The sequence below is a fragment of the Exobacillus caeni genome, assembly GCF_005747095.1.
Lineage (GTDB): Bacteria > Bacillota > Bacilli > Bacillales > Guptibacillaceae > Exobacillus > Exobacillus caeni.
This window is the reverse complement of sequence record NZ_SWLG01000011.1, coordinates 53885-75743: the sequence shown is the minus strand read 5'-3', so window position 1 is coordinate 75743 and position 21859 is coordinate 53885. Positions and strand designations below refer to the sequence as shown.

23 protein-coding genes, 2 pseudogenes and 1 riboswitch are annotated in these 21859 nt (G+C 41.3%); of the genes and pseudogenes, 5 read left to right on the top strand and 20 right to left on the bottom strand.

Going from position 1 to position 21859, the window contains the following annotated elements:
- Position 1: 1 nt before the first annotated feature.
- The 9 genes from spoIIIAD to FCL54_RS15670 form a co-directional block, all read right to left on the bottom strand.
- Complete coding sequence (gene spoIIIAD / locus FCL54_RS15710) at positions 2–391, bottom strand: stage III sporulation protein AD (RefSeq protein ID WP_138127686.1); 390 nt, start codon at positions 389–391, stop codon at positions 2–4.
- A 12-nt stretch (positions 392–403) separates the two neighbouring features.
- A complete protein-coding gene (gene spoIIIAC / locus FCL54_RS15705) occupies positions 404–610 on the bottom strand; it encodes a stage III sporulation protein AC (protein WP_138127685.1) in 207 nt (68 codons plus the stop codon).
- A gap of 21 nt (positions 611–631) precedes the next feature.
- The gene (gene spoIIIAB, locus FCL54_RS15700; RefSeq protein WP_138127684.1) at positions 632–1144 is read right to left on the bottom strand and encodes a stage III sporulation protein SpoIIIAB; all 513 of its coding nucleotides are present in this window, start codon (positions 1142–1144) and stop codon (positions 632–634) included.
- Between the two features lies 1 nt (position 1145).
- Positions 1146–2081, bottom strand: coding sequence for a stage III sporulation protein AA (spoIIIAA, locus tag FCL54_RS15695; RefSeq protein WP_138127683.1), 936 nt, complete (start codon positions 2079–2081; stop codon positions 1146–1148).
- Positions 2082–2204: 123 nt separating this feature from the next.
- Positions 2205–2480 carry a YqhV family protein gene (locus FCL54_RS15690; protein WP_138127682.1) on the bottom strand — a complete coding sequence of 92 codons (276 nt, stop codon included), beginning with the start codon at positions 2478–2480 and terminating at the stop codon, positions 2205–2207.
- A gap of 229 nt (positions 2481–2709) precedes the next feature.
- Positions 2710–3267 (bottom strand): elongation factor P, encoded by a 558-nt coding sequence (gene efp, locus FCL54_RS15685; protein WP_138127681.1) that lies wholly within the window; start codon positions 3265–3267, stop codon positions 2710–2712.
- A gap of 19 nt (positions 3268–3286) precedes the next feature.
- The gene (locus FCL54_RS15680) at positions 3287–4357 is read right to left on the bottom strand and encodes a M24 family metallopeptidase (protein WP_138127680.1); all 1071 of its coding nucleotides are present in this window, start codon (positions 4355–4357) and stop codon (positions 3287–3289) included.
- 3 nt (positions 4358–4360) lie between these two features.
- Positions 4361–4801 (bottom strand): type II 3-dehydroquinate dehydratase, encoded by a 441-nt coding sequence (gene aroQ, locus FCL54_RS15675; protein WP_138127679.1) that lies wholly within the window; start codon positions 4799–4801, stop codon positions 4361–4363.
- 74 nt (positions 4802–4875) lie between these two features.
- A complete protein-coding gene (locus FCL54_RS15670) occupies positions 4876–5385 on the bottom strand; it encodes a YqhR family membrane protein (RefSeq protein ID WP_138127678.1) in 510 nt (169 codons plus the stop codon).
- A gap of 258 nt (positions 5386–5643) precedes the next feature.
- Here FCL54_RS15670 and FCL54_RS15665 point away from each other — a divergent pair, with 258 nt between their 5' ends.
- Together FCL54_RS15665 and FCL54_RS15660 are read left to right on the top strand one after the other, a co-directional pair.
- Positions 5644–6591 (top strand): DUF1385 domain-containing protein, encoded by a 948-nt coding sequence (locus tag FCL54_RS15665; protein ID WP_138127677.1) that lies wholly within the window; start codon positions 5644–5646, stop codon positions 6589–6591.
- A gap of 23 nt (positions 6592–6614) precedes the next feature.
- Complete coding sequence (locus tag FCL54_RS15660) at positions 6615–7007, top strand: SA1362 family protein (RefSeq protein WP_138127676.1); 393 nt, start codon at positions 6615–6617, stop codon at positions 7005–7007.
- Here the strand turns inward: FCL54_RS15660 and FCL54_RS15655 are convergent.
- The 5 genes and pseudogenes from FCL54_RS15655 to FCL54_RS15635 all read right to left on the bottom strand — a co-directional run bounded on the left by FCL54_RS15655 (position 7004) and on the right by FCL54_RS15635 (position 12872).
- On the bottom strand, positions 7004–7915 hold the full coding sequence (locus FCL54_RS15655; protein ID WP_138127675.1) for a patatin-like phospholipase family protein: 912 nt from the start codon (positions 7913–7915) through the stop codon (positions 7004–7006). The two genes, FCL54_RS15660 and FCL54_RS15655, sit on opposite strands and share 4 nt — an antisense overlap.
- Positions 7916–8135: 220 nt before the next feature.
- Positions 8136–8576, bottom strand: a complete 441-nt coding sequence (gene mntR, locus FCL54_RS15650; protein ID WP_138127674.1) for a transcriptional regulator MntR — start codon at positions 8574–8576, stop codon at positions 8136–8138.
- A gap of 142 nt (positions 8577–8718) precedes the next feature.
- Positions 8719–10461, bottom strand: a pseudogene (locus tag FCL54_RS15645) (vitamin B12-dependent ribonucleotide reductase); the annotation flags it as partial.
- Between the two features lie 333 nt (positions 10462–10794).
- Positions 10795–11607, bottom strand: a pseudogene (locus FCL54_RS15640) (ribonucleotide reductase N-terminal alpha domain-containing protein); the annotation flags it as partial.
- Positions 11608–12038: 431 nt separating this feature from the next.
- Positions 12039–12872: a lipoate--protein ligase family protein gene (locus FCL54_RS15635; RefSeq protein ID WP_138127672.1), complete on the bottom strand. Its 834-nt coding sequence runs from the start codon at positions 12870–12872 to the stop codon at positions 12039–12041.
- A gap of 164 nt (positions 12873–13036) precedes the next feature.
- Between FCL54_RS15635 and FCL54_RS15630 the strand changes: the two genes are divergently transcribed.
- Positions 13037–13411 (top strand): rhodanese-like domain-containing protein, encoded by a 375-nt coding sequence (locus FCL54_RS15630; RefSeq protein WP_138127671.1) that lies wholly within the window; start codon positions 13037–13039, stop codon positions 13409–13411.
- Positions 13412–13642: 231 nt separating this feature from the next.
- Here FCL54_RS15630 and gcvPB read toward each other — a convergent pair whose 3' ends face one another.
- The 3 genes from gcvPB to gcvT are packed head-to-tail and all read right to left on the bottom strand — an operon-like array spanning position 13643 to position 17573.
- Positions 13643–15106 (bottom strand): aminomethyl-transferring glycine dehydrogenase subunit GcvPB, encoded by a 1464-nt coding sequence (gene gcvPB / locus FCL54_RS15625; protein WP_138127670.1) that lies wholly within the window; start codon positions 15104–15106, stop codon positions 13643–13645.
- Positions 15103–16446 carry an aminomethyl-transferring glycine dehydrogenase subunit GcvPA gene (gcvPA, locus tag FCL54_RS15620; RefSeq protein ID WP_138127669.1) on the bottom strand — a complete coding sequence of 448 codons (1344 nt, stop codon included), beginning with the start codon at positions 16444–16446 and terminating at the stop codon, positions 15103–15105. The genes gcvPB and gcvPA overlap by 4 nt, the downstream gene beginning before the upstream one ends.
- A 26-nt stretch (positions 16447–16472) precedes the next feature.
- Positions 16473–17573, bottom strand: coding sequence for a glycine cleavage system aminomethyltransferase GcvT (gene gcvT, locus FCL54_RS15615; protein WP_138127668.1), 1101 nt, complete (start codon positions 17571–17573; stop codon positions 16473–16475).
- A gap of 187 nt (positions 17574–17760) precedes the next feature.
- Positions 17761–17848, bottom strand: a riboswitch (glycine riboswitch).
- 314 nt (positions 17849–18162) lie between these two features.
- On the opposite strand from gcvT, the gene FCL54_RS15610 reads away from it, so the two are divergent.
- Together FCL54_RS15610 and FCL54_RS15605 are read left to right on the top strand one after the other, a co-directional pair.
- Positions 18163–19842 (top strand): DEAD/DEAH box helicase, encoded by a 1680-nt coding sequence (locus tag FCL54_RS15610; RefSeq protein ID WP_138127667.1) that lies wholly within the window; start codon positions 18163–18165, stop codon positions 19840–19842.
- The gene (locus FCL54_RS15605; RefSeq protein WP_138127666.1) at positions 19820–20611 is read left to right on the top strand and encodes a YqhG family protein; all 792 of its coding nucleotides are present in this window, start codon (positions 19820–19822) and stop codon (positions 20609–20611) included. Before FCL54_RS15610 ends, FCL54_RS15605 begins: the two co-directional genes overlap by 23 nt.
- A gap of 91 nt (positions 20612–20702) precedes the next feature.
- On the opposite strand, the gene FCL54_RS15600 is transcribed toward FCL54_RS15605, so the two are convergent.
- The 3 genes from FCL54_RS15600 to comGG are packed head-to-tail and all read right to left on the bottom strand — an operon-like array spanning position 20703 to position 21856.
- The gene (locus tag FCL54_RS15600) at positions 20703–20927 is read right to left on the bottom strand and encodes a YqzE family protein (protein WP_138127665.1); all 225 of its coding nucleotides are present in this window, start codon (positions 20925–20927) and stop codon (positions 20703–20705) included.
- 51 nt (positions 20928–20978) lie between these two features.
- Positions 20979–21473, bottom strand: coding sequence for a shikimate kinase (locus tag FCL54_RS15595; protein WP_138127664.1), 495 nt, complete (start codon positions 21471–21473; stop codon positions 20979–20981).
- Positions 21470–21856 (bottom strand): competence type IV pilus minor pilin ComGG, encoded by a 387-nt coding sequence (gene comGG, locus FCL54_RS15590; protein WP_171016876.1) that lies wholly within the window; start codon positions 21854–21856, stop codon positions 21470–21472. Before comGG ends, FCL54_RS15595 begins: the two co-directional genes overlap by 4 nt.
- Positions 21857–21859 lie beyond the last annotated feature (3 nt).

Here is a 21859-nt window from a genome sequence, read left to right as displayed (position 1 = left end):
TTTATGCAGGAAGTAGTTGGAGAACCGTCTCGATGATCAACTTTAAGATCGGTATGGCCATCGTCATTATTAAAAGCTTCCCAGCTAGCTCTATCTTCGCAGCTATGGACCCCTGTCCCGCATCCCTAACAATTTGCGCCCCGAATTCAGCTATATAAGCAATCCCGATAATTTTCAAAACTGTCTCTACGTACACAAGTTCAATATGGGCTTTTGAGGCAAGGTCTTCTAGCATTCTGATGATGGCACTGATCTGGTCGATAAGGAACAGGAAAATAACTGCACCTACAAATATGGTCAGAGAAAAAGCAAAGATAGGTTTTTGCTCTTTCAGTATAAGGACTAAAAAGGTACTGATTAGTCCGAGGCCGATTATTTGGATAATTTCAATTTGAAACGCCTCCTAACCCTGAAAAAGAAAAACTCCTTTTATTTTCTGAAATAAACTGTCAATGATTGAAATTACCATGTAAAGAACAACAATAAATCCGATTAATGTTACCCAGTGGGCATATTCTTCTTTTCCCATTTGTTTTAAAATCGTATGGAGCATCGCAACAATGATCCCGATTCCAGCAATTTGAAAGATGGTGTTCACATCATGGTTCATTCCTCTACTCCTCCTGCCCATCTATATCAGTAAAATAACCAGCAATATACCTGCAAGAAATCCAAGGCTTTTGATCATTTTTTCATATTTGACCTGTTCTTCTTTCGCTTCTCCTTCTTCTCTTTCAAGGTGGATCAGTGCAAGTCGGAGTTGTTTTTGTTGATGGTCCCGGTCATGTTTGCCGATCGTTGCTCCTAATTGCCGCATCACTTCCATTTCTCCCTGCCGAAAAGCAGTGAATTTCCATATTTCGTTAAGGCTGCTGTCCCAGGCTTCCTGTGCGCTGGAAGAGCCCTCTTCAAGCTTTTTATTAACTGTCTCAAAGAACCAGGCTAATGGCTTTGGAAGCTGTTCAGCCAGATGGATGCAAGCCTGGCCGAGCGGAGTAAGTCCGTAAACGATTTCAGCTTCCAGTGACTGAAGGGCAACCTTGAGCTGTCTTAATTGTTTTGGACGTTCACTCAGTTTCTTCGCCCATTCAAACCCTGCCCACGTACTTGCTGCAATGATAATGATGGCTCCTAAGATTTTCATGCTAAATCACCTTTTTACAGTAAACTTCCTTGCCATGCTGGTTTCGGATTCGATTGATCGTTCCCGGTCCGTTAGCTCTTGTCAGTTCGATCATTCGATCAAATACTCCCATGTCGAGCAAGGGACGAATGGATGGCCTCCTGAAGAGATCTTCCATGGTGTTCCCATGCATTGTCATGATGATCTGGATACCTGCATTTACCGCTTCCAATATCGCTTCACTGTCCTCTTTTCTACCAATTTCATCTACGACCAGGACATCCGGGCTCATCGAGCGGATCATCATCATCATTCCTTCCGCTTTTGGACAGGCATCCAACACATCGATCCGGTCTCCAAGATGATGTTGGGGAACCCCGTTAACACAACCTGCAATTTCAGACCTTTCGTCAACAATACCAACCTTAAAAGAGGGAAGTTTTCTAGCTATATCACCAGTGCTTATTATTCGTGCTAAATCTCTCAACAACGTTGTTTTTCCTGTTTGAGGCGGTCCGATCAGGATGGTATTGAGCCATTTGCCGTCATAGAGATATGGGACAAAGCGGTCTGCAATCCCCACTTTTTGTTTTGCGACCCGGATGTTAAAGGAAGCAATATGCTTGATTGCTTTAACTTGTCCTTTTTCGGTTATTACTTTTCCAGCAAGTCCGACTCTGTGACCTCCCTGTATCGTGATATATCCTCTTTTAAGCTCTTCTTCCAGTGCGTAAAGCGAATACTGGCTGAGCTTATTTAAAAGTTGGCCAGATTCCTGAGGAGTGATGACATGCTTGCCTCCATCCGAATCAGGAATGATAGATTTTCCGTCAACAATGATCTCCAGCGGACGGAGAATCCGAATTCTAATTTCCTCAATCCCCTTCTTTATATCTGTATCCATTTGTTCAATGACTCTCCTGATAGTGTCTGGCAAGACATCTAGTATCTCCTTCACTACAGTCCCTCCTTTTCACCAGGCATTTTCTGGGACGAAGCTTCTTTACACCATATTCAACGAAGGTTAAATTTATGTCCTTAACCGGAACAAACCTACCTGCCATTGTTTAGACCTTACTAGTCAGCGAAAGATCCCAATTAAGATAAAGCCAATTCCAACTAGAATAAGCAAAATTTTCCCAAATGACAATTCGTCGGCTAACCCCACTACACCGATTGTCATCGTAACGATCAAGATGAGCGGGCCGACGATTGCCAGCATGGAATTGATAAATAAAGCTTTACGAACATCATTGAAGTAAAGCATTAATAATGCTGCCGTAAATTCAATAGATGCAGATAATATTCTGAACATCGCCATGGAAAATACAGTGCCGTCAATTTGAAACCTTCTCATTCTTTTCCTCCTGTCTCTCCTTCACCTGTTTGTACAACTTATGATTCAACAGGAAAAATAAGACTGGTATAGGGAACAATTTCTTTATGCGGTTATCATTATGAAGATATCTTAGAGAGACATATGAGATAAAGGAACCTCACCGCCTTCTCCTTTGCTAAAAAGTTTTACTTTCTAAACGGCAAAAAAAAGAAACCGCAGATTGCTGCGGTTTCTTTTTATCTCATGTTTATGCACGAGATACATATTCGCCTTTTGATGTATCGATCACAAGCACATCACCTTCATTAACGAAGAATGGCACTTGTACAGTTAAGCCTGTTTCAACAGTAGCCGGCTTTGTACCTCCGGAAGCAGTGTCCCCTTTAATGCCTGGCTCTGTTTCCGTAACAGTAAGTTCTACTGTGTTCGGTAGCTCTACGCCCAGTGTTTCCCCCTCATAAGTACGGATATGAACTTCCATATTTTCTTTTAAAAACTTTAGCTCATACTCAATCTGAGAAGCTGGCAATTCCAATTGCTCATAGGTTTCTGTATCCATAAAGGTATGCATGTCCGCGTTTGAATACAAATATTGCATCCGGCGGTTTTCGATATGGGCTTTCCCAACTTTTTCCCCGCCTCTGAAAGTTTTTTCCTGAATATTTCCATTTCGAAGGTTACGAAGCTTAGATCTTACGAATGCCGCACCCTTACCAGGTTTTACATGTTGGAAATCAAGTACTTGCCAGATTCCGCCATCTACTTCAATTGTTAATCCTGTTTTAAAGTCATTAACTGAAATCATTTAATGTTCCCCTCTTTCATTATTCTCCAATAATTAATAACTCTTTTGTGGTGTGAGACAGCTTTTCATTGCCGCTCTCTGTAATGACAGTATCGTCCTCAATTCTAACCCCGCCCTTGCCGGACAGGTAGATCCCGGGTTCTACAGTTACCACCATACCTGGTTCTAATACGACATCGGATCGGAAAGAAAGCCCTGGCCCTTCATGAACTTCAAGCCCAATTCCATGGCCAAGAGAATGCCCGAAGTAATCTCCGAATCCTTTATCAGCAATAATATCGCGCGACACAGTGTCTGCATCCTTCCCGGTCATCCCTGGCTTAATTTGCTCCAACGCTTTTAACTGGGAGTCAAGGACGATGTTATAGATATTTCTAAGTTCATCACCAGGATCGCCGCCTACTGCAACTGTCCTTGTGATATCTGAGCAGTAACCCTTGTAATACGCTCCAAAGTCAAGCGTTACAAGCTCATTCTTTTCTATGATCTTGTCACTCGCAACACCATGGGGAAGAGCGGAACGGACACCCGATGCAACAATAATATCAAACGAAGAAGAAGTAGCGCCATTTTTTCTCATAAAGAATTCTAATTCATTTGACACATCGATTTCCTTAAGGCCCGGACGTATGTATGTAAGAATATGTTCGAATGCAGCATCTGCGATTTCAGTCGCTTCTTTTAATGTTTGTAACTCGGAACTGTCTTTGATCATACGAAGTTTCTCGATTACACCTGAAACTGGCACAAGGGTTGCATCTATTTTATCTTCGTACAATTTAAAAACAGAATATGTAAGATGGTCCTGTTCAAAGCCGAGCTTCTTAATCCCCAGCTCACTTACAGCTTTTGCCACTTCGTCTATGATCGAAGCCGTATGCTGAACTACCTCATAACCTTTTGCTTGTTCCCCGGCCTGGTCTACATAGCGGAAATCAGTAATGAACTTCGCGCCTTTTTTTGAGATCACTACCACACCGGCACTTCCGGTAAAACGAGTCATGTATCTGCGATTATAAGCGGAAGTGATCAGCATGCCATCCATTTCATTTTCCTTAAACTTCTCTCTTAATCTTTCTATTCTTTCCAAGACTTATTCCTCCTTTTTAATCTCTAACAAAGCCTGCAGTGCAAGTTCGTAGCCGTGTAATCCCAGTCCTACAATCTGCCCTGAAGTAACCGGAGAAATCACAGAATGATGCCGAAAAGGCTCTCGCGTGTGGACATTGGAAATATGGACTTCGACCACTGGGACAGACACACTGGCAATTGCATCCCGAATAGCATAACTATAATGAGTAAACGCACCTGGGTTTAAAACGATTCCTCTTGCAGTCTTATCTGCTTCATGGATCCAGTCGATCAATACACCTTCATGGTTTGATTGCCTGCATTCGATTTTGTTTCCAGTTCGCTCAGCAAAACTTTGAATCATCGCCTCAAGATCTTTTAACGTCGCATTTCCATAAACATCCGGTTCTCTAACTCCTAACCGGTTAAGGTTTGGTCCGTTCAGCACTAACAACTGTTTCATCCTGTACCCCTTTTTCTATCAAAAAAATAGAATGTTCCAAGAACATTCTATCATAGCTTTATTTGTTTGAATAGTTAGGAAGAAGACCCACGTGACTTATTCTGCTGGTTGTCAATGTATTCAAATGAAATGGAATAACCCACAAATACACCATATAAAATAAACAAACATATAGTTGTAACCATTGTATTCCGATCAAGCTCAAGCGGATTAGGCAGCTTCGGAAACATGGGATTCAGGATGTAAAAAACAATTATCCAGAGTAGGATTCCGTATGCCATACCCACATACATGTTTGAAAATTTCACAAGCGCTGCTCTATATAGAAATGCAACCAGAATCGAAACAAGCCCGATGACTCCGATCGCAACCCATTGACCGAGCGCTCTCTCCTTCCATTCACCAATTGCCCATGGTGACAAGATCAAGGAGGGCGAGATCGTTGAAAAGTTTAGAAAATATGCAAGATAACCGATCATACTCCAAAATAATCCTCCAACAAGACCGATGGTGACAACTTTTGAATTAAACGATACCGGCTCTTCTTTTTGCTGTTGTTCCATATTTCTGTTGTTATCTTCCATTCCGACACCTCCATTAATAGTTTGTCCCCACTTGTTAAAATTATTTCCTAGAATTTTTGCAAGTTATGAAGTGTAAAAAAAAGTGAGTTGGGGAAAATGATTAATGACGCATCAACCTAGAGGTTTTGTTAGCTTTCTTGTAGAATTATATAAAGAGTAGAATTTTTGTCGCGGTGTTCCTTCACACACCTATCTTTTTACGAATACAAGATTCTGCTAACATAATAACAATACACAATTGAACAGGTTGGTGAAAAAATGTCAGAAACGAAAAAGCCGGCATATGGAGGGCAGGCAGTCATAGAGGGTGTGATGTTTGGTGGGAAAAACACTTACGTCACTGCAGTAAGAAGAAAAGATGACTCGATTGAATATTTTGAAGTGAAGAAGAAAACAAACCCTACTTTAAATAAATTTAAAAAAATTCCGTTTTTAAGAGGGATTGCAGCAATTGTGGAGGCAAGCGCAAATGGCACGAAGCATCTGAATTTTTCTTCTGAAAGGTATGATGTGGATCCAAAAGACGATGAGAAAGTTATCGCGGAAAGTGAGCCTTCAAAAATATCTCTTATTCTCGGGGCAGCAGCAGTAGGTGTTATATCGTTTATCTTTGTTAAAACGATTTTCACATTGGTCCCCGCTATCGCGGCTGAATCCTTGCGCTTTATGTTTCCAGGGCACATCGAACAAAACTTGATAGAAGGGTTAATCAAACTGCTCTTACTATTAGGTTATATTTACTTTATTTCGATGACCCCGATCGTAAAAAGGGTTTTCCAATATCATGGCGCTGAACATAAAGTGATCAATACGTATGAAGCAGGGTTGCCGATTACGATTGAAAATGTTCAAAGCCAATCGAGATTACACTACAGATGTGGCAGCAGTTTCATTTTATTCACGGTGATAATAGGTGTGTTTGTTTATCTCTTCGTACCATCTGACCCATTATGGCAGCGGCTGCTCTTTCGCCTAATGTTAATTCCTGTAGTGCTGGGTATTTCATTCGAGGTTCTTCAGCTGACAAACAAAGTTCGCGAAGTACCTGTATTAAAAGCCCTCGGTTATCCGGGTTTGTGGGTGCAGCTTTTAACAACTAAAGAGCCCGATGATCGTCAGGTTGATGTAGCGATACACTCGTTTAAAGAATTGCTGAAGCGTGAAAAAGAACATGAAAAGGACTTGGAAAACACCAGAGTAGTTTAACTAGTTCCAGGGAGGTGAATCATGTGGCCAATCGTTTTGTTCAACCTCTTATCTATTTTATTATGGTTCTCGCTTTGATTGGCTTTGGGTGGAGATTAATCACGGAGCCAATGAGCCTTTTGACACAAATTTTAATAGCGGTTGCAATAGCCGGGATTTTCTACTTTATTTACAAACGTTTTATAGCCAAACAAAGCAGTCCAGAAAACAGTGCATATAAACGAGCTGCTAAGCAATCGTTAAAAATGAAAAAAAGAAGAGAAAGCACACGCAAACAGGCGTCGCATTTACGATTATTAAAATCAAAGCCTTTGCTAAAAAATAAAAAGAACCGTTCTAACATCGATAAAAAGGAAATTCCTTTTACTGTGATCGAAGGACGAAAAGGCAAAAAAAAGAATCGAGCCCTTTTCTAAAGGTCGATTCTTTTTTTGTATGTTGTTTTTGTCCATTTACTAAGAAATTTCTCCGTTCTCTCTTTTCCAATCCTCATTAAACTATCTTTCGCATCTCGATTTAAACCAAATTCAGTTGTTAAGTCCTGCTGTACGGGAATAAAAACAATCTGTGCTGCTTTCTGGTCATTTATATACCTTGCATCATGCGCCTCCCGCATCGTTGAGAACAAAGCATAATAGAGCTCCACTGCGTTTTTGATTTTTCGTGCCGGCATCTCCCCGAAGTTTGAGCTTAGCTGAAAACCCAGAACCGGCCGTTTGGCTACTGCTCCTTCTGGTTCAAATACCCATAAAGGGAAATTGCTCAACATTCCTCCATCTACTATATAGTGTTTTTCTCCTCCAATTGTGTAAAGGGGAATAGGTTGAAAGAAGTATGGCAGACTTGCACTCATTCGAATTGCCCGTGCTACTGAAAACCTTTCCGGCACTAAACCGTAATTTTTCAAATCGTCTGGCAACACGATTAATCTTCCAGAAGATATGTCAGATGCGATGATTCTTAATGAACCATCAGGTAAGTCTGCAAACGTTTCGATCCCTTTGGCTTTCAAGAGCTGTTTAACCCATCTTTCAAGCTCTTTGCCGGAGTATAGCCCAAGGTTCCAATATAGCATCAGCCATTTAAACATTGGGAACGGAAGCTTCTTTTTTTGATCTAAGAGCTGTTTTAGGTCTGTTGTTGTCAAAATCCCCTTAAGGTCCTCACTTTTGTAACCTGCCATTACCAGCGCCGCGATTAACGCTCCTGCACTGGTTCCGGCAGCCCTTTTGAATCTTAAGCCTCTTTTTTCCACTGCTTCAAGCGCACCTACAAGGGCGATCGCTTTAACCCCGCCCCCAGAGAATACACCATCTATATACATAGAAGTCCTCCAATCAGTTTCCGCCTTTTATAAATTGTACTGTCATCAAACCTGTACATAGTACTAATATCTCGAGTCCCATAGTTAGTCATAAATAAAACTCGCCGGCCGGAAAACGGAGGCATATTTGCGCTTCTCTATATTTTTACTTTTCAACGATTTCGAGTATTCCCGGATAAAAAAGTTATGCTTTCTGTACTGCAAAAAAAAGAACAATCAACTAAGATTGTTCCTCAACATCCGCTTCATTATTTTGCTGTATTTCCTTTAGGTCTTCCACCCGTTTATCTCCTTCTTCAAAGTACTGAACGAGATCACCGATCCGATCGATCGCATCCCAGCTTAAGTGATGTTCAATACCTTCCACATCATCGTAAATGTTTTCTTCATTCACCCCGATAATAGTTAAAAATTGCTCTAACAATTCATGTCTATAAACTAAGCGCTTTCCAAGCTTCTTCCCCTTAGAAGTAAGCATGAATCCCCGGTATTTTTCATATACGACATATTTTCCCTTATCGAGTTTTTGAATCATTTTCGTCACTGAGGAGGGATGTACTTCAAGTGCTTCAGCAATATCTGAAACTCTGGCATATCCTTTTTCATCTATTAAAGCATAAATCCGTTCTATGTAATCTTCCATACTTGGCGTTGTAGGCATTAAATTCCCTCCATACAAGTTTTCCCAAAAAGAATATCAATAATCAACTAAAATCATACACTATTGTTCATGCTGTTACAAGGAAACGCAGCAAACACTTTGCTTTGTAAGAAAAAAGGACTGGACAATGTCCAATCCCTTTCTATAAGCCGCACTTTAACTGTGCATTACAGTTATCACACGTGTTGCATCCTCCGATTTCCTTTACCTTCCCTTTTCGGCAGACAGGACACGTGTTACCAACCTCAGAGCCGATCGTAACATCTGTAGCTCTCAGGTCTGTGATTGTGTCGACAAGAACAACATGGCTTTTTTCTTCCTCTCCAAAATCATGTTCAAGCTGCTCAAAGGTGTTTTCCTCTGCTTTCAGTGTTAGAACCTGCGCATCGCGGCTACCGTCCACATATACGGTACCGCCTTTTGCTCCGCCTTTATAGAGACGTTCGTATACAGATTCAACCTGACGGACAGTGTATCCTTTTGGAGCGTTTACTGTCTTACTGATCGAACTGTCTACCCAGCGCTGGATAACACACTGTGTATCTGCATGTTCTTCTGGAGAAAGGTCCATTGCAGAAACAAACCATTCCGGCAGGTTTTCTTCATCTGCTTCCGGATTTCGTTCAAGATATTCTCTTACAATATCCGCTTTCACTTCAATAAACTTGCCAAGACGTCCGCTTCTAAAGTAAGAGAAGGAGAAGTAAGGCTCCAGTCCCGTAGAAACCCCGACCATTGTTCCAGTACTTCCCGTAGGCGCAACGGTTAATAGATGGGAGTTTCTAATGCCGTTCTTTTTGATTTCTTCACGAATATGGGCAGGCATTTCTTCCATATAGCCAGTTTGGGTAAAAGCTTCACGCAAACGATTTGTTTCTTCTTCCGTATCCCCTTGCAGGAACGGGAAGCTGCCTTTTTCTTTCGCAAGCTCGATCGAGGCGCTATATGCTGTTTCGGCGATCGTTTCAAAGATTTGATCGACAAGCTCGTTTCCTTCTTTAGATCCATATCTTGTCTCACAATAAATAAGCAGGTCGTGCAAGCCCATAACGCCAAGTCCGACACGGCGCTCGCCAAGCGCTTGCTTTTCATTTTCTTTCAAGAAATATGGCGTTGCATTTATAACGTTATCCTGCATGCGCACTCCGATTTCAACAGTACGCTTCAGTTTATCAAAGTTAACTGTTTTGTTCTCTTTGTCTGCCATCTGGGCAAGGTTAACTGCCGCTAGGTTACAGACAGAATATGGTGCTAATGGTTGTTCACCACACGGATTCGTTGCAACTACTTTTTGGCCGTATGCCGTTGCATTTGTCTTTTCGTTTGCATTATCGATGAAGAAAATGCCTGGTTCAGCTGAGTAAGTTGCACAGATGTTAATAAGATCCCAGAGCTCTCTTGCGCGAACTTCACGGTATGTGCGTACATTATAGCCTCGCTCTTTCCACTCTCTTACATCACCGCAGTTATGCCACTCGTTGTTGTATACTTCCATTTCTTCAGCTGTGTACTTCTCGACATCAGGGAAACGCAGCTCATACGTGGTGTCCTTTTCAACCGCATCCATGAAGTCTTTCGTTAAGCAAATCGAGATGTTTGCCCCAGTCAGGAAGTCAGGGTTGTGAACAGAGTAAGTGCCGCCTGTATGCAGCTTCTCTTCTGCTTCACTGATCACCTTTTCACTGAAACCGCCTGTTCCAGGGATATGTCTGTAATGAAGGATTCCCTGATAGGTATCTCTTTCCGTTTCAGTTAACGGTGTGAATTTCAGCTTGTCCTCAGCAAGTTTCTTGATTTGTTCATCTTTTGTGTTTTCAACAAGGTAACGCAAAATTCTTGGATTTTGCATTTTGGAGATGATGAATTCGATAATGTCTGGATGCCACGTTTTTCTACCGTCCTTTTCAGGATATTTACTCTGCTAAACGCAAACGGACTAGACTATATCATCACCCTCAGCATTACCTGGTAGGGGCCGGGCACTTCGGGGATATCTCCCCTACTCTACTTACTGCCGACTGGCAGCTTTCGATAGTCGTTGAACCTTCTCCTGTTTAGGAGCTTGGCTGCTGATCATCCAATCCGATCAATTTTCAAGCTTTCACGCTCACCGTTACCAGTCACGTTGTAGCTTGATCGGCTCTAAGAATTTTCCAGCAATTCACCCGATTTTCTAATCATTCATTTCTGAACGATGCGGACTAAGGCATCAACATTAATCCGCTAGCATAATCATCTGTGCGCCTCTTCTAGACCCACCCTGCTCAACTAAATGAGTCAATTTCGCAATATCATCAAGCCATGATACTGATCCGGACGATTTCCCGTTTACGCCTCTAGCAAGCGTGTTTCTCGGTCTCAAAGTTGAACCGTTCGTTCCTACACCACCGCCGCGACTCATAATTTCCATAACCTGTTTGCGGTGTTCTGAGATTCCTTCTCTTGAATCCTGTACGAAAGGCATTACATAACAGTTAAAGTATGTTACCTCCGTATCAGCGCCTGCACCGTATAGAACCCGGCCTGCTGGTACAAAGTTAGTTGAAGCGAGCTCTTCATAAAAGATATCTCTCCAGTATTCCCTTTCGGCTTCCGTTTCCTCTACTGCTGCAAGCCCTGTTGCGTTACGCTTTGCAATTTGTTCATAGTAAATCTCCAGGGGCTTTTCAATCACATCAAGGGATCGGACGATAATTCCAGTTTCCTGCTCTTCTTCCTTATCGAGCGAACCGATGTAATCTTCATGGACAGATACTGTAGCCTTGTTGTTCTGCCAATCGATCTTTTCAATAAACCCGAGGCCCCTTGCCGGAAACTTAGGGTCCTCCTTAATGGTAAGTACTACGAAATCTCCTTTTTTCAACGTACGCTTTTCCGTATCTTTAAATGCATACCGATCAAGCATTACCAATCGAGACACGCCTTTATGGGTAGTGTTCATCTCTTCTGTGATCGGATGCACCTGGTGAAATTGTTTAATATCCTCGTTTAATTGGTCTACATTTATTTTCTTTGAATTGCTCATTTTCATTACCAACTAAACCCCTCCCTTTTCGACATTCTTTTATATCACTATTGCAGATTGAGAGCTTCATGATGTATGTATAGCTTTTTTCTGAATGTACCGTTAATGATAGCACAGGATGTTATAAATCCACAATATATAGTGTTAAAATTTCTTTACCCAATACTATATCTTGTGAAACGTTTACAAGATTAATTTTTTTGTCAACTTTTAAAAAAGGAGAAAGAAAGAGAAAACTAGAGATTTTAATGGAATATATCGCTTATAGAAGCAATTTAAAAAGATTTTGCGTTTGCATTTTTCTACATAATTTGAGCTTATTGGTAAATCTTTTATAACAGTTCTTCGTCGACTGGTGTCGAAGTTTTTTGATATCACCGGATTCTCTATCCAAAGATTTCGCGAAACAAAAAAAAGACTAGCACCACATATGGGTGCTATCTCTGAAAGTTCCATTGCTTATTTCCGTATCTGTCTTGAATGATCTGCCGGACAAATTCTTCTTGTTCGGAGGTAAGCTGAATTGGTTTCAACTGTATGTCCAATCCTTTCTCAAACCCACGTTTAAATGCTTCCGAAGCTTCCTGGACCGTTACCGGCTCTTCCCTTAGTTCATTAATAGCAACAGCTTTCTTTTTAAAATTCCGTTGCATTCGTTCTCTGATCCGTTCATTCTTAAATTTAAAGCAGTCAAATAGCTTATCTTCATCAATATCGAGCAGGATAGACCCGTGCTGTAGGATTACGCCTTTTTGTCTTGTCTGTGCACTACCGGCTACCTTTCTTCCTTCAACAACCAGTTCATAGTAAGAAGGGGCATCGAAACAAACCCCTGAACGAGGAGCTTTTAATTCCTGTTTTTCTTCTTCGGTTTTCGGTACAGCAAAATATGCTTCAAGACCAAGTGATTTAAATCCTTCTAACAAGCCTTCTGAAATAACACGATAAGCTTCTGTAACACTTTGAGGCATTTTCGGGTGATCTTCCGTCACGATCACACTATATGTTACTTCCTGATCGTGTAAGACAGCTCTTCCGCCTGTAGGCCTGCGTACAAAACCAAGACCATGCTTTTCTACTGCATCCATATCTATATCTTTTTCTACTTTTTGAAAGTAACCAATTGACAGGGTGGCTGGATCCCAACCATAAAATCGAATCGTTGGTTCTATCTCCCCTTTGCTGTGCCAATAAAGCAAAGCTTCATCAAGCGCCATATTATATTCCGGGGAACAATTTCCTGAATCTATAAAATTCCAAGTTTCTGCCATATGATAATTCCTCTTTCTATGTAAGGATTACCTACTTAGTTTACCAAACAAAAGCGTTACTTTAAAAGCGAAAGGTTTCTCCTTTAAGTTTTCTTTGCTAAAAAGCGCAAACACGTGTAAAATTTATAGTGTCGATTTTTAGTTTAAGGAGTGTTTAGTCCCAAATGGAATGGATTCTAGCAATTATCGTCGGTATCATTGTATACACTGTAGTATCCTGGTTCATGCAGAAGCGCTATCTAAAAACGTTATCTGAAGAAGAGTTTCGAGCAGGATACCGTAAAGCCCAGCTGATTGATGTAAGAGAAGCAAAAGAATTTGAGAACGGGCATATCCTTGGAGCAAGAAATATCCCGGTTTCTCAATTAAAGATGCGAATTAATGAGATTAGAAAAGACCAGCCTGTTTACCTATACGATTATAACGGTTTACTAAGCGGAAGAGCTGCAGGAATGCTTAAAAAGTATGGCCATAAGGATTTGTATCAGTTAAAAGGCGGCTTTAAAAAATGGAACGGTAAAGTGAAGAAAAAGAAATGACTTCGATGCGAAGTCATTTCTTTTGTTAATATTTAATTTTTCTCTCTAAAAAACAGTTTGATATATTTTAGAAAAAATATGTTCCATACCTTGATGAAGAAGGACTGACTCAAAAGTGTCTGGCGTTCTCCGTTTACCACATTACCTGGATGAACACTTGTATAAGTCCATCCAGGTAATGTGTTGTGGTGCCTGATACTTTGCTTTTGATTCAGCTCCGTTTTTTTATGTTTATTGTTCTTTCTGGTAACGCAAGATCGGTTTCCTTGCAGCAGTTGTCTCGTCAAGGCGGCTCACAACGGTCGTATGCGGAGCTTCCTGTACAATCTCCGGATTTTCTTCTGCTTCCTTAGCAATTTGAATCAAGACATCACAGAATTCATCGAGCGTTTCCTTCGACTCGGTTTCGGTAGGCTCAATCATCATACATTCCTCAACATTGAGCGGAAAATAGATGGTTGGCGGGTGATAACCAAAGTCTAGAATTCGTTTTGCCATATCAAGCGTACGAACGCCAAGCTTTTTCTGCTTTTTGCCGGAAATAACAAATTCATGTTTACAATGCTGCTGATATGGAAGCACAAAGGCATCCTGCAAACGGCGCATCATATAGTTTGCATTAAGCACTGCATTCTCAGACACCTGCTTTAAGCCTTCCGGACCCATCGTGCGTATATAAGTATAAGCACGTACATTGATTCCAAAATTTCCGTAGAACGGCTTCACACGGCCGATGGATTGCGGCCGGTCATAATCAAAATGGAATTTATCGTCTTTTTTCACAAGTACTGGCTTCGGCAGGTAAGGAATAAGATCAGCTTTAACACCTACCGGTCCAGAACCTGGCCCACCGCCTCCATGAGGCCCGGTGAATGTTTTATGAAGATTCAAGTGAACAACATCGAATCCCATGTCCCCTGGACGAGCAAACCCCATGATGGCGTTCATGTTTGCTCCATCATAATAAAGCTTTCCGCCAGCTTCATGGACAATCTTAGCCATTTCCACGATATGCTCTTCAAACAATCCAAGGGTATTAGGATTTGTCAGCATTAAAGCAGCTGTATTTTCATCCACAACGCGCTTTAAGTCTTCAAGATCAACTAATCCATCTTCATGGGATTTAACGGTTACTGATTCAAACCCTGCCACTGTTGCTGACGCAGGGTTTGTACCATGCGCAGAATCCGGCACAATAACTTTCGTACGGTTAAAATCGCCATTAGCTTCATGGAAAGCACGGATCATCATCAGACCGGTCCACTCACCATGCGCGCCAGCTGCAGGTTGTAGCGTCACTTCATCCATACCTGTGATATACGCAAGGTTTTCTTGCAGGTTATACATCATTTCCATTGCACCCTGAACTTGATCTTCTTCCTGCAATGGATGGATGAATGCAAATCCAGGGTACCTCGCCACGTCTTCATTGATCTTGGGATTATATTTCATCGTACAAGATCCCAACGGATAAAATCCAGAATCAACACCATGGTTTCGCTTTGAAAGAGCTGTATAGTGACGCATTAATTGAAGCTCAGACACTTCAGGGAGGTCAGGTTCTTCTTTACGAATAAACTGTTCAGGGATTAATTCTTCCGTTTCCATTTCAGGCACATCTAACTCAGGCAGACTAAATCCAATTCGTCCAGGAGTACTCATTTCAAAAATTAACGGTTGGTCCTGTTTGTTCATTGTGCTCCCCCCAATTCAGCAACAAGTGTATCAATTTCAGCTTTTGTTCTTTGTTCTGTTACAGCAATAAGCATGCAGTTTTCCAGTTCAGGATAATTTCGGCCCAGATTATACCCGCCAATGATTCCTTTACTGATAAGATTTTGGTTTACTTCTTTTACAGGCTTAGCTAAGCGAACAACAAATTCATTAAAAAACGGTCCTTCGTATACCAGTTCGAGCCCCGCTTTTTTAAACTCATTACTTGCATAATGAGCTTTGGTCAAATTTTGTTTCGCCATTACTTTTACTCCAGTTTTTCCAAGTGCGCTCATCGCAACGGAAGAAGCGAGTGCATTTAACGCCTGGTTCGAACAGATGTTAGAAGTAGCTTTATCTCTTCTAATATGCTGCTCGCGGGCCTGAAGCGTTAATACAAATCCTCTGCGGCCTTCTTCATCAGTTGTCTGTCCTACAAGACGTCCTGGAACTTTTCTCATCAGCTTTTTCGTTACCGCAAAGTATCCGCAGTGAGGTCCCCCAAACTGAGCAGGGATTCCAAACGGCTGTGCATCGCCGACAACGATATCTGCACCAAACTGTCCCGGCGGTGTTAACAAGCCAAGGGAAAGTGGATTAGCAGAAACTACAAACATCGATTTTTGAGAATGCGCAATTTTTTCAACCTTATCCAGATCTTCGATTTGCCCGAAGAAGTTTGGATATTGGACCATTACACAGGCAGTCTCTTCATCCATCGCCTGCTCAAGCGCCTCAAGGTTCGTTTTGCCGCCTTCAGCATCGATTTCAACAACTTCAAGGTGCTGGCCTTTTGCATAGGTTTGAATAACTGCTCTTGACTCTGGATGGACAGCTTTCGAAACAAGAATTTTATTTTTTCTAGTTTGGCCCGCGCTTAATAGTCCCGCTTCAGCCAATGCTGTCGGTCCATCGTACATCGAGGAGTTAGCAACCTCCATCCCCGTCAGTTCACAAATCATCGTTTGGAACTCAAAAATAGCCTGAAGTTCCCCTTGAGAAATTTCTGGTTGATAAGGTGTATATGCTGTGTAAAACTCAGAGCGGCGAATAACATGGTCTACAACTGATGGAATCGCATGGTCATATACTCCAGCTCCAAGAAAAGAAACATTTTCAAGCATGTTATCGTTCTTATTTGCGAGGGAGCTCATATATTTGATCAATTCTGGTTCAAACAATTGCTTTTCTACGTTTAATTCCCCTTTAAAACGGACGCTCTCAGGAATATCTGCGAATAACTCTTCAGTGGAGTTTATTCCTATTGTTTCAAGCATTTCTTTACGATCCTGTTCAGTCATCGGCAAATAACGATGTTTCATAAGGTTAATCCTCCTTAGGTAAGCTTTTACTTTTGGCGTTTATAAAATGGAGCTGATACAACTTTTGCTTTTAATCTTTTTTTGCGAACCTGTACTTCCACTTCTGTATCAAGTGCGGAAAATTCCTTTTTAATGAGAGCAAGACCTACGTTCTTCTTCAGGGTAGGCGATTGCGTACCGGTTGTAACTTCGCCGATCTTGTCACCTTCTGCAAACACCTCATAATGTGAACGCGGAATCCCTTTGTCGATCATCTCGATTCCTACTAGTTTTCGTTTTGCGCCCTCTTCCTTTTGTTCTTTCAAAACGTCTTTGCCGATAAAATCCACACCTTTATCCGGTTTAACCGCAAATCCGATTCCGGCTTCTATCGGTGTGATTTCTTTTGTTAATTCCTGTCCGTATAACGGGAGTTTTGCTTCAAAGCGGAGCGTGTCTCTCGCACCGAGCCCGCAAGGAAGAATACCATACTCTTCGCCTGCCTCAAGCAATTCATTCCAGAGTGCGGGCGCATCTTCCCACTTACAATAGATTTCAAACCCATCTTCTCCTGTATAACCGGTTCTGGAAACAAGCGCTTCTTTACCGTTCAGCTCAACCTCGTCTTTAAATTTAAAAAACTTAATTTCGCTTAAATCAGTTTCTGCCAACTTCTGGAGCACCTTTTCTGCATCCGGCCCCTGAATTGCTAACTGGGCGATTTTGTCTGAAATATTTTCTAACGTAACATCGTTTCCAGCATGTTCTTTTAACCAGTTAAAATCTTTCTCTGTATTAGCCGCATTGACAACAAGCAAATATTGATCATCAGCTTTTTTGTAAATTAAAAGATCGTCGACCGTTCCACCGTCTTCATAACACATCGCTGTGTATTGAGCGCCGCCCTCTTTCAATTTAGAGACGTCATTCGTCATAGTAAGTTGCAAAAACTCTAAAGCCCCTGTACCTTTCACTTCGATTTCCCCCATATGGGATACATCGAATAGCCCCGCCTTCGTTCTTACCGCCTCATGTTCTTCTTTAATGCTGCTAAATTGAACCGGCAATGCCCAGCCGCCAAAGTCGATCGTCTTAGCACCCATCTCCTGATAGGTTTCAAATAATGGTGTTTTTTTAAGCGCTTCCATCCATTCTCCTCCTTATAATGATTTTTTGTTTCAGAGTTAGTTAAAATTCAGATTTTGAACTTTCTGACATAAAAAAAGACAGAGAAATACAAGGGTTGTATTTCTCTGTCCTGTAACCAGAAAGTTTCTCCGCAAAAAAGCAGATTCCCCCGTGGGTGGTTCAGTATCTGAACGCTCTCCAGAGTTGCGTCAAACAAGAGTCTTTTTGCCTGAGAGATTCACAAACCGCTTGCTCCTTCGGCGCTACTTTTCGTAGTCTCTCCCCTTGTTCTCATTCGCTCTTATTTAAGTTTTAAAAAGAACAGACTTATGTGTAAAACGTATGAATGGCCTCTTTTTGTTGCATAATATGATTACTTGCTTTAATCCTATCATTATCTTGCGTTAATTGGCAATAATAATTTTGATTAATACAAGTTTCACATCTCTTTATCACCTATTAACGAACATTGTAAGATTTTCGATCCGTTAATATTCGTTTTAACCAGATGAAAACACGTTAAAAGAACCACTCTTATTCCTGCCCCCGGGCAGTTTAGTTAAATCAATCCTTATGAGTTTTCCATTTTTGATAGAAAGGGGTCTTGGAATGAAAGTTGAAATCAAGCTAAACGAAGAATGGCAGAATGAGTTTTTAAGCCGGATTGAAGATGATGGCCCATGGACAAACTGGGATCTTTATAAACTAGCACTACAAGCTGAAGAGCAGCTATCAATTCCTTCTTTCGATGGTCTCCAGGCTCCTAAACACCTTTCACATCTTACACCGCATCCTCACCAGTTAGAGGTTGCACAACGCGTTGTTGAAGAAATGAACGGAAAAGCGATTCTTGCAGATGAGGTAGGGCTTGGAAAAACAATTGAAGCCGGTTTAATTCTAAAAGAATATATGATCAGGGGATTAGCGAGAAAAGTCCTTATTCTTGTTCCTGCCTCACTCGTTTCACAGTGGGTCACTGAGCTAAACCAGAAGTTCTTCATACCTGCTATCGCACAGAAGAAAAGCTATGTATGGGAGCAATGTGATGTTGTAGTGTCATCGATCGACACTGCCAAGAGAGAACCGCACCGGTCAATCGTTTATGCGCAGAATTACGATATGGTTATTATTGATGAAGCCCACCGTTTAAAAAATAAAAATACAAAAAACTATGAATTCGTCCAGCACCTTCAGAAGAAATTTTGCCTGTTGCTAACAGCCACACCTGTTCAAAACAGGGTCGAAGAAATCTTTCACCTTGTCTCCTTATTGAAGCCTGGCCACCTTGGAAACCTTGAAAATTTCGAAAAAGATTTCAGGGCGAAAAATCGCACTCTGGAAAACGAAGAAAAGCTAAGGTCCCTGATCAATAAGGTGATGGTCAGGAACCGACGGGCCGATACAGGAATGGATTGGCCAAAACGTTTTGTGAAAACAGTCCCTATAACGTTCAATCAAGAAGAAAGACAATTATATGATGAAATATACAAGCTTAAGGAAGAGCCCGGGATTATTAAAAGCCAGTTCTCTATCATGACACTTCTCAGGGAAATTTGCTCCAGCCGAGAAGCAGTCTTCATGACTTTGAAAAAAATGCTGGAAAATGAAAACTGTACAGAATATACCGAAGCATTTGTCCATCGCATGATGAAATTGATCGAAAATGTAAAGGTAAATTCAAAAGCGGAAAAAGCACTGGAAATCATTAAATCTATCGAAGGAAAGGTAATTATTTTCACAGAATACAGAGCAACACAAATGTACTTACAATGGTTTTTACAACAGCACGGCATTTCATCCGTGCCATTCCGCGGGGGTTTTAAAAGGAGCAAGAAAGACTGGATGAGAGAACTATTTAAAAACCACGCAAAAGTATTAATCGCAACCGAAGCTGGCGGTGAAGGGATTAACTTGCAATTTTGCCAGCACATTATTAATTATGACCTTCCATGGAATCCGATGAGAATTGAACAGCGGATCGGACGGATCCATCGTATCGGGCAGGAAGGAGACGTTCATATCTATAACTTTGCAACAAAGAACACGGTAGAAGAGCACATCTTAACGCTGTTATATGAAAAGATACGCTTGTTTGAAAACGTAATCGGGGAGCTTGATGAAATCCTTACAAGGCTGGGGATGAAAAACATCGAGGACCATATTTCTGATATTCTTTTAAATTCAGAATCTGACGGAGAGATTAAAATTAAAATGGATAACCTCAAAGAGATAATTGCCTTCCAGCAGCACCAGGAGGAGGATAACGATGCAACAAGAAGATATTCATAACTATTTAAAATCTTATTTTATTGCAAACAACTGTGAGATTACACGCGAAAATAATGGCCTGCTTGGAGTCCAGCTTACCATTGAAATGGATAAAGAAATAATGAACCGTCCTTTTTACTGGCATTATCTTGAGAAAACTGGCGGAGTTCCCCAGCCGATGGAGTTAAGCTTTTTCACATCCCAGGATTACAAAAAAGAAAAAGGAGAATTTATTCATTTTGGTTCTCCACGGCTTCACCAGATTTTTAATTCTACCAAAAAGCTAGCCTCCTATATAAGAATGTTTGAAGAAGCTTCCGGAAAACCGGGCTATAATATGCCGTTGCATCCATGGCTTTGTTTAAATATCAAAGTCTCTTACCAGTGCGACAGGAAAAAAGACCGGCTTCTCTCTCTCGGCATCCATTTGATTTCCGGAGCGGTCCTCGATAATTTCCATTCCCTGTTAGAGAAAAAAGAACTAACGCCAAAAATACCGGACTTTTGTTTCACGATGACACCGATCATCAAGCCATTAAGCGGCATTAAGCGACTTGAAGCTGTTCTAGCTTCGGTCATCCAGGCTGATAACCATTCCTGGGCAGAGGATGCGCATAAAAGATGGGCAGCAGACCTCGATCTTTTGAATCTATTTTATACGGGCAATGAAGATGCGGAAAGTTACCAGGTTGAAAAAGAAGCACTCCGCAAACAATATGAGCCTGTTATAAAGGCTGATATTATAAACGGAGGCATGTTTTATCTTACTCCTCAGACTTCAGTCGGATAAAGATAACACGCCGATCGGCAAGAGACGGGGCAAAGTTTTACTTCTATACCATAAAGAAAAACCCGGTATTTAACCTACCGGGCCTTTCTGTTTATTTCTTGCTCTCCATTCGCTTGAAGAATAGGTTGGAGTGATTGTTACGCTTTCGCCTGAACATCATTATGACTCCCATTGGCAGAATACCAAACCAGCGATAAAGAAAAGGCTGGCGGAAGGCCCGCTTTTGTTCCTTTACGTGCTTTCTTTGTTCTTTAGGTTGATCCAAATAATTTACAATTTCCTGGGTAACATATTTCACGTAGTCGTTGGATTTCATTCGGATACCCCTTTCTTCACTCACTAAAAGGATTTCCGAAACAGAACAAACTTAATCAATCTGCTCCATTATTCTACTTACAACCTGATCAACGTTAAGCCATGATGTATCGATAGTAAAATGTGCTTGCTTGTAAAGAGGCGCTCTGTCCATGAGGAGCCTTGTAATCGCATCCTCTTTATTTTGCTGGATCAGGGGCCTGGTTTTGTCGTTTTTTAACCGTTTTAATAATTCCTCCGTGTTGCAATATAGATAAATGACCAGACCGTTCTGTTTCATCCAGGTTAAATTTTCTTCTCTTGTTACAATACCGCCGCCTGTTGTAATAACGACATACCGTTTTGGAAGCATCCTGAGAATCTGGCTTTCGTAATCCCGAAAAGCCGGTTCCCCTTCTTCCTTAAAAATGGCTTTTATTGTTTTTTTCTTTTCTCTTTCAATATATTCATCCGTATCGATCACAGGCACCTCCAATTTATCGGAAAGCGCTTTTCCAACCGTTGTTTTCCCCGCTCCCATGAAACCTATTAAATAAATGGCTTTCATCTGTTTTCCTCCATCCAGCTTTCGATTCCCTTATCCGCTTTATTGTATATAAATACCGCCGTACCCTTTATTTGTTTTTTTGTTGTACATGATATGGTTGCTTCATATCGATTTTCATCCAGCAGATGAACTGCCACAACGCTGCTGCCGACTTCATATTCAAACAACCACTGTTCACCATCGGGAACTTCGCCTTTTTGAATATTTGCGATTGTATCGTTCATTCCGAGAAAAAGCAAGGCTTCCCTGATCACAATCTCTTGCTGTTCATGAAAAAACATTAATTCGCTTTCATAAATTGTTAGCTGAGCTAACAGAAAGCATGATAACAACAGCGCGAACGAAAGCGTTAAAGGGGTTATAAAACCGTTACGTGCATTCATCTT